Genomic DNA, 13,407 nt, shown 5'->3' on the forward strand with positions numbered 1-13,407 from the left:
TTTAATTTATTTTGTGTTGCTGATAATATTATGTGATTTTAAACATTTTTAATTCAGGTAATTTTTAGCAATTAAAACCTGCCAAATATCCAGTCGAAAAAGCTATTTGCAAATTAAATCCTCCTGTGTACGCATCTATATCTATTACTTCACCAGCAAAAAATAAACCTTCTATCAATTTTGATTCCATTGTACTTGAGTTTATCTCATTCACTTTTACTCCACCAGAAGTTATTATGGCTTCGTCAATAGGTCTATATCTTTTTACTGTAAATTTCAAATTTTTTAGTAAATGAACTAAATTTTTTCTTTGTTCTCTAGAAACTTGATGAACAACTGTATCTGGAGAAATCTCACTTAAATTTATTATTATAGGTATAAGTTTTTTAGGAAGCAAGTCATCCAATGCTTTTTCAAATTTTTTATTTGTATATTTTTGAAAATCTTTTTGAACTCTTTTATCTAATTTTTCTTCATCTAATGCAGGTTTTAAATCCAACAGTATAGTATAATTTTCTTTAGTTGTATCTTTCATCCTACAGCTTGCAGACTTTATTATAGGTCCATCTAAACCAAATTTAGTAAATTCAAGTTCTCCAAAATCATTATACACTTTCTTTTTTTTACTATTAAACACACTTATCTCAACATTTCTTAATGATAATTTTTCTAAATCTTTTACAAAACCTTCTTGAACTTCCATACCAATCAAAGATGGTTTTGTATCTACAATAGTATGACCCTGCGAAATAGCAAATTTATATCCATCACCAGTAGAACCAGTAAGTGGATAACTTAATCCACCCGTTGCTATTATGACAGAATCACACTTGATTTCTTTTTTATTGCTTAGAACTACTTTTTCAATTTTATTATTTTTAGATATTATTTTTTCTACCTTAGAGTTTAATAATATATTTACTTTTTTGCTTCTTACTTGTTTTTCAAGAGCTTTTACAACATCAAACGCTTTATCGCTTTCTGGAAAAACTCTTTTTCCTCTTTCTGTTTTAGTTTTTACTCCAAGATTATTAAACATACTTATTACATCATCATTTGTAAAAGTGTAAAAAGCACTATATAAGAATTTACCATTTGTAGGAACATTTTCTATTAATTCTTCTATATCACAATCATTAGTTATATTGCATCTACCTTTTCCTGTTATTGCAAGCTTCTTGCCTAACTTATGATTTTTTTCAATTAAAGTTACATCAAACCCTCTTTCAGATGCAGTTGAGGCTGCTATCATCCCTGCTGGTCCACCGCCTATTACTACTATTTTCTTCAAATAATCACTCTTTTCTACCCTTAAATTTTCTTAAAATTAAATTAGTCTCTATACAATAGTACAAATTAAATTAATTTAATTTCAAAATTTTAAATAATGCAGGAGCTCCTGCTATTCCATAAAAAACAACCAATGTATACTTAATAAAATTCATGAAAATTATACTCATACTAGAGTCACTTATATTTAAAGTCGTTATTAATATTGAAATCAACACTTTAATAGCAACATATAAAATTCCTATTGTGACTATTCCAATCAAAAACCTACATATTCTCGAAAATACTATGTTTTTGCTCTTTTTATTTTTATTACTAAAATTAATCTTTTTATTATTATTTTCTGTAGTAAATTTAACAAACTTATCTTCAACTATATACCCAAATATAAATCCTACTAGAATACCAAATTTTTCAAAATATTCAGGGCTTTTTAGAAATATTGCTATTAATATAAATGGGATGAGTAATGCTACAAGAAAAATATATTTTTTATTATCATCGATATAGTCAAATACTTTTACAAATACAATGGTAAAAAATATGCCAAGTATCCAACCAGCAATTACATCTATAGGCCAATGAACAGCCAAATATAGTCGAGATAATCCTACTCCTAAAACCATCACTGCACCCAACAAACGTATATAGTTTCTTTTAAATATAGTCATAATACTAACCCAAAATGTAGTTGCAGTTTGAGTATGTGCACTTGGAAAAGAGTATCCTCCAGCGGTAGAAACTCTCAGTGATTCAAGACCTTTTATACCTATTGGTCTAGGAGCTTTTACAAATTCTTTAATACCTAGGTTCACAATAAAATTTCCAACTATCGCGAACAACATTTTTTGTCCACATTTTTTATTTATACACCAATATATAACTGCTGTAATTAATATCAATAATGGTGCTTCTGTACTTACTGTAAATACAAGAAATATAAAATTTAAAATTGGATTTCTTAAACTCTGGAAAAATAATAATATACTCAATTGAATATCCATACCGATGTCTCCTTTACTAAAATTTTATATACTTAATTAAAAAGCACTAACTCCTACAGAGATTAGTGCTTTTAATTCACATTTAAGTCTATTCTACATCCTCAACTATACCTATATAAGGTAAATTTCTGTATTTTTCAGCATAATCTATTCCATAACCAACAATGAATTTATCTTCTATAACAAATCCAACATAGTCTACAGGTATATTAGCTTTTCTTCTTTGAGGCTTATCAAGTAGAGTGCATAATTTTAGAGATTTTGGATTTCTAGTTTTTAAAGCTGCAACTAGATTACTTAATGTTAAACCAGAATCTATTATATCCTCTACAATTAACACATTCTTTCCTTCAATATCTACATCTAAATCTTTTAATATTTTAACTGTACCAGAAGATTCTGTTGAATTTCCATAACTTGTAACACTCATAAAATCTATATTTACATCTAAATCTATACATCTTATTAAATCTGAAACAAATACACTAGCTCCTTTAAGTATACCTACTACTAGTAAATCTTCACCTTTAAAATCTTCTTCTATTTTTTTACCTAATTCATAAACTTTTGCTTTTATCTGTTCTTCTGTCAACATTTTTCCTGTAACTTTGTACATCTTGAGTCCTCCCGCTTTCCATCTATTAACCTATATATTATAGCATACTGAAATATCAATTAAAATCTTTTTCATCATTTTTAAACCTAAATTAACAGCTTATCCATACTTTTTTGCTTTTTCTCTTAAAAATTTGGAATAAATATTCCTTTGTATTATAATCTATATGTAAATATATTAATCGGTTATTTTTATTAATTATATAATTTTATTTTTGGAGGTACTTTTATGAGCACAAATCATGGAGCTAATTTATATAGTTTATCTAGTAAGTATGGCTTTTCAAAAGAAGAATTTATGGATTTTAGTTCTAATATAAACCCTTTTGGTACATCAGTTTTAGCCAAACAATACATTGTAAACAATATAGATATAGTATCTATGTATCCTGACCCTGATTACATAGACTTAAAAACTTCTATATCTAACTACTGTAAGTGTTCTATAGATAATATAGTACTTGGTAGTGGAGCTACAGAATTAATTTCATCTTTTATACATACAATTAACCCTAAACAAGCTCTTTTACTTTCTCCTGCTTATTCAGAGTATGAAAAAGAACTATCTAAAATTAATTGTTCTATAGATAAATATTTTGCTAATGAAGAAGATAATTTTCATATAAAATTAGAAAATCTTATAAATACTATTAATTCTAAAGACTATGATTTAGTTGTAATCTGCAATCCTAACAATCCAACTGGATTTGCATTTAACAAAATAGAAATAAAAGAAATATTAAAAAACACAAATAAATTTTTAATGATTGATGAAACTTATGTAGAGTTTACTGATACAAATATATACTCTTCTACTCAATTAGTCGATGATTATTCTAATTTATTTGTTATAAGAGGAACATCAAAATTTTTTTCAACACCAGGCATAAGACTTGGATATGGACTTATATCTGATAATGCTGTTAAGAATAAAATAAATAACAACTTAGATTTATGGAATATCAACATAATAGCCTCTAAGATGGGAGAAATAATGTTTAGAGATTCAAACTTTATCTCTAGTACTATTTCCTTAATGAATACTGAAAGAAATTACTTACTTGGGGAGCTTAAAAGCATAGACAGCCTAGATGTATATGATACTCAAGGTAATTTTATATTATGTAAAATTAAAACAAAGGAATTTACTGCTAAAGCTCTTCGTGAGAAACTAATTCCTCAAAAGATAATAATAAGAGATTGTTATTCATTTGAAGGTTTAGATGAATACTTTTTTAGAGTATGTATATTAAAGCCTGATGAAAATAAATTATTAATATCATCTCTTAAAACAGTTTTTAAATAGAAAAATACTAGATACAGATTAGCATAAAGAATACAAAAATATATAATTACGAAAGACTTATAATTATAAAAAAATGAGCTATCTCTTTTTGAGATAACTCATTTTTATTTATTAAGAAATTAAGCACTTTGCTTTTCTTTATTTCCTTTTTTACTCATTCCATCATTTATTTTATCGACAACTACTGCTATTGCATTATCTCCTGATACATTACATGCTGTACCAAAACTATCTTGAGTTAAGTATAAAGCTATCATTAAGCTCGCAAGACCACCATCTGATGGTATTCCAACCATTGGTAAGAAAGGAAGTGCACTCATTATAGCTCCTCCTGGTGCTCCTGGTGCTGCAACCATTGCTATCCCCAACATTGCAATGTAAGGGAATAATACATTGATTCCATGAGGCATACCATTCATCATTAAAACTGCTGTTGTAAATCCAGTTATAGATATCATACTACCTGATAGATGTATTGTTGCACAAAGAGGTACAACGAATTCTCTTATTTGTTTACTTACACCATTGTTTTCTGCACAACCAACGTTAACTGGTATAGTTGCTGCTGAAGATTGAGTACCTATAGCTGTTAAATATCCAGGTATTTGATTTTTTAACATTTTGATTGGATTCTTCCCTGAGAATGCTCCTGCTGCTGTAAATTGACATGCCATGTATACAAAGTGTAATGGTATTACCACTAAATAAACTTTCCAGAATACTCCTAATATTGTCCATACTTGTCCTGCTATAGTTATATTTGCAAAAGTTCCTGCTATATATAATGGTAATAAAGGTATAATTACTGTTGACAACGTTTTCGTTACTATTTCTTGGAATTCTTGGAAGAAATTAAATAGAACTTCTCCTTTTCCATGATTTCTTAAAGCTGATATTCCAAGTCCCATTACAAATGCAAACACTATTGCTGCTGTTACATCTACCATAGGCTCTAGTGGAATTGTAAATATTGGTGCTAACATTCCTGCTTCTGGGTCTCCAATTTGACTTGCTACACTTGCATCAATAAAATTTGGAAATATTAACATAGATACTGCAAATGACAATACTCCTGCAATTAAAGTAGAACCATATGCTATTCCTGTAGTTATTCCTAATAACTTTCCTGCTCCTGTTGCTAAATCAGCTATTCCTGCTGTTACAAATCCTATAATTATAAATGGTATGACAAACTTTAAGAATGCTGAGAATAAAGTACTAACTGTTACTAATATTTGAACTATTATTTCTGGTGCATAACTTCCGATTAAAATACCGACTATGATACCGATGATTAGTTTAGGCACTAAACCTATCTTTTTCTTACTCATAATTTTTCCCTCCATAAATTTTTTTAGATTAAGTATTCTTGTACATTGAATACTTTGTCAATCATTGAATCCCCCCACTTCTTATGATAATAGAGTTTTATCTCTCCGTCAACATTTTAACCATTTTTTGTTAATAATAAAAAGAATAACACTTATAAAGTGTTACTTTTATTTATTTTATTTTTTATATATGGCTATTTTTCAATATTTTTTAATGTTCAGACTATTTATTTTTTTAACTTTTGTCAGTTAGATGTCAGTAAAATATTTTATCCACAATTTTTATATAAGTTTTCCACAACTTATCAACACAACTATCCACAGCAATAAAAAAGGTAGCAACTATTTATATAGATGCTACCTTTTTGTATCTATTAATCTTCATCCTTCCAACTTTTTATCCAGTCCCCTATTTCTGTTATTTTGTCTTCTGTTATTTCTTCTCCATCATGTAATTTTGAAATCAGTTCTGATAGAGGATTGTTATGTAAACCTCCAAAAATTCTTTTACCTTCCAATTTTAGATATTCTTTTTCTTTTACTAATACTGTATAGTGTACATGTTTTCCAATTCGCTGAGATATTAAAAAACCTTTTTTAGTTAATCTTGATAAAAGTGTAATTGTAGTTGTATGTTTCCAGCCATACGTTTTTTCTGTCTCATCTGCAACATCTTTTGATATTACAGTTTTATAACCAGAATTCCAAATAAATTTCATGAGTTTCAATTCTGCATCTGGTAATTTTTTATTCAACATAATATTTCCCTTCTTTCTATATAAACATAAAATTATCTTTTTACTATATTTTGCATATTTTTTATAAATCTTTTTAATTTTTCTTCTATAACATTATTTATTTTATGTATCGTTGTAAATATTCTTATAAAAAAGTTATTATCTCTACTTGTATTTCTTTCTTCTTTTCTAGCACTTAAATATTCTTTTTTAGTTACTAGTACCTTATAATTTAATTTAAAACCTGTTCTTTTCTTATTTAATACTTTCATCTTTACTAATCTTTTAAGTAAAATTTCTGTAGTGCTTTTCCTCCATTTATACCTCTCCTGCATTGCTAATATTATTTCTTTTTTAGATAGAATAGACTTTTTCCTCCACACATATTCCATCAATATCAATTCTCCTCTACGTAGTTTGTCTATTACCTCTTGTTGCTCCATTTTTATGTCACTTCCTCAAATTCAATCTAGCTTAAATTAATAATAGGAGCTTTTTTATACAAAAACTACAGGTAAAATTTACCATATATTCAACCCATTTGTTTTGTTCTTTAAGGCGAAATAATTTTCATATTATTAAGATAACTATTAAAATTTTTAATTTTCTGACAGGTATGTTGAATAATAATTAATTCTAATGTATCATTGTAATTGTAGAATAAAACTAAATCAGCAAAACTAGAGAAATTTAGTGACGTAAAGCTATAGGGACTAAAACTTATAAAATTAATTATAAGTTATGTCAGCCAGTTGCCAAAAAGATATATTCTTTTTGTTTTTAGGGAGGTGAACAATGTATATGGGAAAAATGGATATGTGTACACACATATTAACCGCTTATATAGGTGATTCGTATGATTATTGTGATTTTATAGATACACAGTTAAATGATTTTATACTAAAGTACGGAGAAAATGTGGTAGAATCTTGCCTACATCAAGTGATGATATTGATAAGTAGGTATAATTAAATGGAATTTGTTTTCTAGAATAACCCTTTTTAGTTTTATCTACAATTTAAAATAAACTGTTGCTAAAAGAAAGGATTATAATATGTGTGCTTTTAAAATTTCCATACTAAAGAGAATTATAAATAATAAGCAACTAGAAGTTACAAGAAGTTTTGATTTAGATAATCTTATTTGTACTGCAAAAGAAATATTAGAAGAAAATGAGATTGATTTAATAATTACAGATGAAAAAAACAAAATTATTTGGAAAAATAAAAAAAGCACTCCCGTCCATGAGAATGCTTAATTGCAACTATAGAAGTGTATTCGTAGTACACTTCTATTTTTTTATTATATCACATAATTTAGGTTGTTAAAAAGAACTATTTAAATCAATTTTAAGGTGTATTGAGTAATGTTCTTGACAGTTTTATACCTTAATGTATTTCAAAAAAAATAAGCACTCCTATAAAAAGAGTGCTTTGGTGTATGTTAATGTATATATCTAATACAATTATAAAATGTCTTATGTTTTAGTATGATAATTTTCGTTCGTTTTATTATTACAGGTTATGCTATAGTTTTATGTATCCTGTTAATATTTGTAATATTTTATATACCCTTTGTACTTATTATTGATATACTTTAATTAAGAAGATTAAATATAATATGAGTTGGTGGTTATTTATGAAAAAGAATCTAAATACTTTTTTATGGTATATATTAGGTATATTTCTTTCGGGCTTTATACTATCATTGATATTTGGAAAATTGCTATACCTATTTTCCTATATACCTACGCTTTAAAAGGTAGCAACTGAACAATAGTTGTTACCCTTTAATCTATCTATTAGATAAAAATTTCTAATATGTCTTTTAAACATTCGCTCATATAATTATTTCATACAAGCAATCCCTAAACAGTCTAAATATCTCTTGCTATACTCTGAACTAAATTTATATACTGAGTATGAGCCCTGAAGGGCAAATATTTGTTTACCAGATTCTGGTTCCAGAGTAAAGTTTCCATATTTCTTAAATGCTCTTTCTTCTCCTGCTGTTATAGTTTTTCCTTTTTTAGTTAAAAAAGTTATTTTACCTATTGTTCTAGCTGGTATAGGTAAACCAGTAAACCATCCTATAGAACCACTTATTTTAATTATGTAATCATCTGCATCTAAATCCATAGATACTATGCTACCTCCAAAAGGTTCTCCATGTAGTTGAGTTTTATATTTTCCATCATACACAAACTGTATAGCATCAACTATAAAAGCTCCTCTAAGTATAATTTTTGTTACTCTATTTCTATTTTTAGCAAATTGGCTATCATCAAAAGTCTTGAATTCACAATATTCACTACACATTTCATCTAATTTTAATTTATTTTCTTCTAAGAAATTATTTACATAATCTATATGTTTCTTGGCTACTAGATTAAAATAATAATAGTTTGTTTTTTGTTTATTAGAAGATTTTTCAAATTCATTTTTCCATTTGTTTTTATCAAATTTATCTAAAGAACTATATCCTAAAGCTTTTATTGCTTTTTCCCATGCATCTGACTGGTCATCTTTTCTAGTTGTTATTACTTTTATAACTTCTGTTTTCTGATTTTCTGTTAAACTCTCATATTGATTTAGGCTAAAATCAGTACCATTCTTAATACACTTTAGTGCATATACCATTTGACAAAATGCTTTAAAGAAATTATCTTGATTATTTTTTTGTATCTTCACTTTATCATCAGTACAACTCCAATTTGGAACATATCTGTAATTAAGATATCCATAGTCTGGTATATGACCCATTCTTCCATGTCCAAGATATGCAATTCCTTCATATCCACCAACCTCAGGAGTACCAAAAACATTAATAGCATGCCAGCTACCATTACGATATTCTTCTGCTTTAGTCCATTTAGTTTCTTCTATGTATTTACTTTCTTCTGCTATAAATTCTTTAACATCATTAATATACCATTCAGGTCTTCCAATAAAATACATGTGTGCCCATGTATCTGCAAGTACATGCATTCTCATTCCAATAAATTGTAATTTATATTCTTCAGTACTATGAAAATAGATAAGGTCATTTATAATAGAAGAAACAGTTTCACTATTTGGTAAACACATTAATCTAAATCTTCTCTCATCTCCATCTTTAAATTTCCAGTTTGTTGTAAGTCCTGTGCTTTCTTTAACTCCATTATATTCATATTGGTTGTTCAAATTTCCAGGTAAAAAATGAAATGGTATCCATACTTTTCTTATTTCATTCAAACTATCAAGATTCCATTTATAGCCCCATGAAGTAAAATCTGCATAATATTTTTCAAATTCTAAAGTTGTCTGTACTGTAGGTAGTGTAAAATTTACATCTTCAAGAATCATACTCTTAGTTGATTCATCCACATATTGAGCAGCATAAGCTATTGTATTTGCATCAGAATCATTATAACCAGCTATTTTAGCTGCAAGATATGTACCATAATAGTGAAAATCTAAATTCATAAAATCACCTCTTAATTTTATTTTAATAAATAATTATATATGTACTTATATATAATTATTTATTAAAATAATAAATTAAATATTCAAAATATTCAACACTTGCTGTCTAACTAGTCATCAAAAACGCATAAATAGTCAAAAAACATATTTTTTTCTAGAAATATATGTTTTTATAAATTTAATAAATATATTTATAAGAAAAAATAGATAAGAAAAACTTTGATATAAATTTTTCTTATCTATATACTTGTTTAAATAAAACTTTAAAACTTATAATTTTTCTTTTACAAATTCTCTAGCCTTATCCATTGTAGACCATACATCATCAGCATATATCTGAGTAAACTTTTCTCCTGTGGTCTTACTCATTTCTTTCATCTTATTGCAAGTTACTCCACCAATTACATGCAAATTTTGTGTTTGATGCGGCTTATAGTCTTTTATGTCTACTACTAAATAACTTTCTTTTGACCTCTTGTAATATAGTCCTAAGATGTCTGCTGATACCTTATCATCACCACTGTACACTATTGTGTGTTTATACATTTTGCCCACCTCTACATTATTTATAGTTTTATTCAATACGCCTTCTACAATTAATTTGGCCATACCTTCATATCCAAGTTTCTTAGCCTTCTCATAATCTTCTTTATTATCACAAAAGAAACTTTCTATTAATATTGCTGTAGGTTTGGAACTATTTAAAATATATAAACTTTTATCTAATTTAGCACCTCTGTTACCTACTTCTTTATCTCCTTTTTTTCTTATGAAAGGTTTAGATAGTTTATCTACTACTCTTTGTGCATATTCCTTCCCTTTTTCACTATAGTAAAATACCTCTGTTCCAAAAGCTCCTACGCCACTTGAATTTAAATGCAACTCTATAAGTAAGTCATATCCTCCACTATTAATTCTAGGTATTTTGTAAGACTTTTCCTCACTCTTAGTTTTAAACTGCTTTTCGGGGCATATTATTACGTCCACCTTATGACCTTCTTTTCTGAATGTATCTGCTAATACTGGTGCAAGAGATTTATTATATTTATACTCGTTAACCACTCCATCAGCAGAAGTACATGCACCACTTTTTAAAATACTGTGTCCTACTGTTATACATATTTTCATTACTTTTCACCATCCTTTAGCTGTTTGTAAGTTTGATTTATACCTATTGATATACCCCAACAAATTACACCTTGTAAGACTGCATCAGCATTTAATCCCAGCATCCATACTGAAAAACCTATCCCAAGTATCAATAACACTACTGGAATATATTTATTATCTAGTTGTTTATATTTCTTACATCCTGCTCCTATAACATAAAGAGCAGCAACTAAAATTAACAACTGCTCTGGTATAAAACTTATTAAATTATCCATCTCTTATCCTCCTATTTTTTTTACAAGTTCATCAATCCTAAGATGTGCTTGTTTTGTACTTGCTTCTACTTTTACAACTCTTTCGCTTATATCTAGAAAACTAGCATTAAACTTAGTTATATCATGTTTTATATCTCTTACATTCTCGCATAAAAAATTTATTTGTTGTTCTAACTTAGTCGTTGTTTCTGTTTCATCTTGTATTTTTTTGTTTGAACTATTTCTAAATGCTAAGTAGGATATTATCACTCCTGCTACTGCACATAATAGATTTATGCTTATTTCTTCCATATACCCTCCTTATTTCTTACACAAAAAAGAACTTAGAATTGTCTAAGCTCTTTTTATTTAATTCTATTTGTATACAAACACCTATACTTGTTTTAATATCTTCATTAATCCCAATAAGTATTTACCATACGAACATTATAAGAATAAACATCAGACTTCTTTCTGCCAGGTGAATTTGTATAACCTCCTTGTATAACAACTCTCACAGAATCATTTTCATAAGTTAAGCTAAGAGTTCCATCACCATCATAAAATATTCTATAACTATTCAAATCTTTAGTATCAGTTTTAACATACTTAACACTTTTATGAACACCTGTGCTCATATCTCCTGGTGTAGTATAGTGAATAAAAGTAACATCAACATAGATACAAGTGCTTCTGCGAGTAAATGATGATGATGGATGATACATTCGAAAATCAACTGTAAAAGTATTTGGAGTACCTTTGCTATTCACTTTTGCAATATAAGGGTCTGACAGTTTATTACTAGCACTTTCAAGTTGAGTAGTCAATGTACCTATAGTATTTTTAAATCCAGTTATATAACTTGATAATTCTTGATAAGTATTTTCTTTTGTTGCAGGTAAACCAATGGTAGTTGCAATTAATTCTTTCCCTTTGTTGGCCTCTTGGAAAAAATAATCTGCACCATCAAAATAATCTTTTACCTTTTCAGATAATTCAACAAATGTATTGTTCAAACTTGCATCTATATCTTTTAATGCTAATACATTTACAATACTTCTTTTTCCACTTTTTAAACCTTCTTTCATTTCACTAATTTTACTTGCTATATCTTGTAGACTCGCATCATCACCTAATGGCATTATATTCTTACTAATACTTACAACTTTTTCAGCTGTAGAATTAGCGCTGTCTGTAACAACTATTTTAAGTGTGTGTAGTGCATTGTCTGTAAGTTCATAGTTTATTGTTTTTTCTGTTGTTAAATCGGTTGTGATTGTTTCTTTTAATATATCATCTATAAATATTTCTATCTTAGTTAGTAGTGCAGGGTCTGTGTGGTCTGCTTTGAATGTTGCTTGTGTATAGTTATAAGATGATACTGTTAAAAGTGGTAATGCTTGAAGTAATGTTATCTTAGCGTAACCATCTGCTCTTGTAGTATTTCCTCCAGCTGTCATGACCACATTTTCTAACCAATATTCTGAGGTTGATATATAACCAGGTGGCTTATAGCTATCTTTAGTTAGTGCATAACCGCTTCCACCACCAGCAGCACTTTGAGTTGTAACACAACCTGCACCACCAAACCATCCACCACCACCACCTATATGTTTATTATAACTACCACCTTTACCAAATAAACCATCAAAATCTGAACTATTATTAATACCGCCTTGATATTGTGTGCCACCACCTGCGAAATTACCTTGATAACCAATTCCGTTATCACCATTTAAACCGCCACCATGACCAAGTTTACTAACAGAAGATTCACTAGCACCACCGCCACCACCTGCTATAAGTATACGTGAAAGCAAACCTTCTAAATCATCCCAAGAAGAATTACCACTAGAAAGTCTTATATCAGTTGAACCACCACCATCAAATGACCATTTGTAAGGAGCAAAACTAGAATATCCACCAGCACCACCGCCATTATAACCAGTTCTAGTAAAAGAAGAAGTAGATAGAACTTTTTCATAACCTGACTGACCAACACAAATACGAAAATTAGTTTTCTCTTTTAATATAATTTCACCTTTTGCATAACCACCTTTTGCACAAGTAGTAAAATCATCAGCTTTATATCTACCACCACAAGCCCCCCAACATTCTAATTTATACTTGCCGGGTTTTAATGTAACACGTTGTTCACTTCCTGTATAATTAAATTCATAAACTGTAGCCATTTAATCCACCTCTTTCTTAATTTATGGTTTTATTGTACCTAATTTTAAAACCATAAACGTCTGCAAAGTGTAGATGAAGTGTAGGCAAAATGTAAATGAATTTA

Annotated in this window: 14 protein-coding genes and 1 riboswitch; of the genes, 3 read left to right on the top strand and 11 right to left on the bottom strand. The window is 28.2% G+C overall.

All coding sequences use genetic code 11. The annotated features are described in order from the left end of the window. Positions 1–64: 64 nt before the first annotated feature. From IC218_RS08935 to hpt, 3 genes are all read right to left on the bottom strand, one after another. Positions 65–1,291 carry an NAD(P)/FAD-dependent oxidoreductase gene (locus IC218_RS08935; protein ID WP_227483795.1) on the bottom strand — a complete coding sequence of 409 codons (1,227 nt, stop codon included), beginning with the start codon at positions 1,289–1,291 and terminating at the stop codon, positions 65–67. Between the two features lie 70 nt (positions 1,292–1,361). Continuing rightward, the gene (locus IC218_RS08940) at positions 1,362–2,294 is read right to left on the bottom strand and encodes a phosphatase PAP2 family protein (RefSeq protein WP_227432378.1); all 933 of its coding nucleotides are present in this window, start codon (positions 2,292–2,294) and stop codon (positions 1,362–1,364) included. Between the two features lie 88 nt (positions 2,295–2,382). Then, positions 2,383–2,910 (bottom strand): hypoxanthine phosphoribosyltransferase, encoded by a 528-nt coding sequence (gene hpt / locus IC218_RS08945; protein ID WP_227432377.1) that lies wholly within the window; start codon positions 2,908–2,910, stop codon positions 2,383–2,385. 228 nt (positions 2,911–3,138) lie between these two features. On the opposite strand from hpt, the gene IC218_RS08950 reads away from it, so the two are divergent. After that, on the top strand, positions 3,139–4,215 hold the full coding sequence (locus tag IC218_RS08950) for a pyridoxal phosphate-dependent aminotransferase (protein WP_227824229.1): 1,077 nt from the start codon (positions 3,139–3,141) through the stop codon (positions 4,213–4,215). Positions 4,216–4,334: 119 nt separating this feature from the next. On the opposite strand, the gene IC218_RS08955 is transcribed toward IC218_RS08950, so the two are convergent. The 3 genes from IC218_RS08955 to IC218_RS08965 all read right to left on the bottom strand — a co-directional run bounded on the left by IC218_RS08955 (position 4,335) and on the right by IC218_RS08965 (position 6,726). Next, positions 4,335–5,546: a dicarboxylate/amino acid:cation symporter gene (locus IC218_RS08955; RefSeq protein ID WP_227483798.1), complete on the bottom strand. Its 1,212-nt coding sequence runs from the start codon at positions 5,544–5,546 to the stop codon at positions 4,335–4,337. Positions 5,547–5,920: 374 nt separating this feature from the next. Next, complete coding sequence (locus IC218_RS08960) at positions 5,921–6,304, bottom strand: BlaI/MecI/CopY family transcriptional regulator (protein ID WP_227483799.1); 384 nt, start codon at positions 6,302–6,304, stop codon at positions 5,921–5,923. Between the two features lie 32 nt (positions 6,305–6,336). Then, positions 6,337–6,726 carry a BlaI/MecI/CopY family transcriptional regulator gene (locus IC218_RS08965; RefSeq protein ID WP_227483800.1) on the bottom strand — a complete coding sequence of 130 codons (390 nt, stop codon included), beginning with the start codon at positions 6,724–6,726 and terminating at the stop codon, positions 6,337–6,339. A gap of 220 nt (positions 6,727–6,946) precedes the next feature. Beyond that, a riboswitch (cyclic di-GMP riboswitch) is annotated at positions 6,947–7,043 on the top strand. A gap of 35 nt (positions 7,044–7,078) precedes the next feature. Between IC218_RS08965 and IC218_RS08970 the strand changes: the two genes are divergently transcribed. Together IC218_RS08970 and IC218_RS08975 are read left to right on the top strand one after the other, a co-directional pair. Then, positions 7,079–7,255: a hypothetical protein gene (locus IC218_RS08970; RefSeq protein WP_227483801.1), complete on the top strand. Its 177-nt coding sequence runs from the start codon at positions 7,079–7,081 to the stop codon at positions 7,253–7,255. An 82-nt stretch (positions 7,256–7,337) separates the two neighbouring features. Then, on the top strand, positions 7,338–7,541 hold the full coding sequence (locus IC218_RS08975; protein ID WP_227483802.1) for a hypothetical protein: 204 nt from the start codon (positions 7,338–7,340) through the stop codon (positions 7,539–7,541). Positions 7,542–8,130: 589 nt separating this feature from the next. On the opposite strand, the gene IC218_RS08980 is transcribed toward IC218_RS08975, so the two are convergent. The 5 genes from IC218_RS08980 to IC218_RS09000 all read right to left on the bottom strand — a co-directional run bounded on the left by IC218_RS08980 (position 8,131) and on the right by IC218_RS09000 (position 13,303). Then, complete coding sequence (locus IC218_RS08980; RefSeq protein WP_227824230.1) at positions 8,131–9,747, bottom strand: DUF6765 family protein; 1,617 nt, start codon at positions 9,745–9,747, stop codon at positions 8,131–8,133. Between the two features lie 270 nt (positions 9,748–10,017). Next, the gene (locus IC218_RS08985; protein WP_227824231.1) at positions 10,018–10,875 is read right to left on the bottom strand and encodes an N-acetylmuramoyl-L-alanine amidase; all 858 of its coding nucleotides are present in this window, start codon (positions 10,873–10,875) and stop codon (positions 10,018–10,020) included. After that, positions 10,875–11,132, bottom strand: a complete 258-nt coding sequence (locus tag IC218_RS08990) for a phage holin family protein (protein WP_076639254.1) — start codon at positions 11,130–11,132, stop codon at positions 10,875–10,877. The genes IC218_RS08985 and IC218_RS08990 overlap by 1 nt, the downstream gene beginning before the upstream one ends. 3 nt (positions 11,133–11,135) lie before the next feature. Next, complete coding sequence (locus tag IC218_RS08995) at positions 11,136–11,423, bottom strand: hypothetical protein (protein WP_143476988.1); 288 nt, start codon at positions 11,421–11,423, stop codon at positions 11,136–11,138. Positions 11,424–11,527: 104 nt separating this feature from the next. Next, the gene (locus tag IC218_RS09000; RefSeq protein WP_227824232.1) at positions 11,528–13,303 is read right to left on the bottom strand and encodes a glycine rich domain-containing protein; all 1,776 of its coding nucleotides are present in this window, start codon (positions 13,301–13,303) and stop codon (positions 11,528–11,530) included. Positions 13,304–13,407: the final 104 nt, after the last annotated feature.

The sequence above is a fragment of the Clostridioides sp. ES-S-0005-03 genome, from assembly GCF_020658455.1.
In the GTDB taxonomy this organism is placed as follows: Bacteria; Bacillota; Clostridia; order Peptostreptococcales; family Peptostreptococcaceae; genus Clostridioides.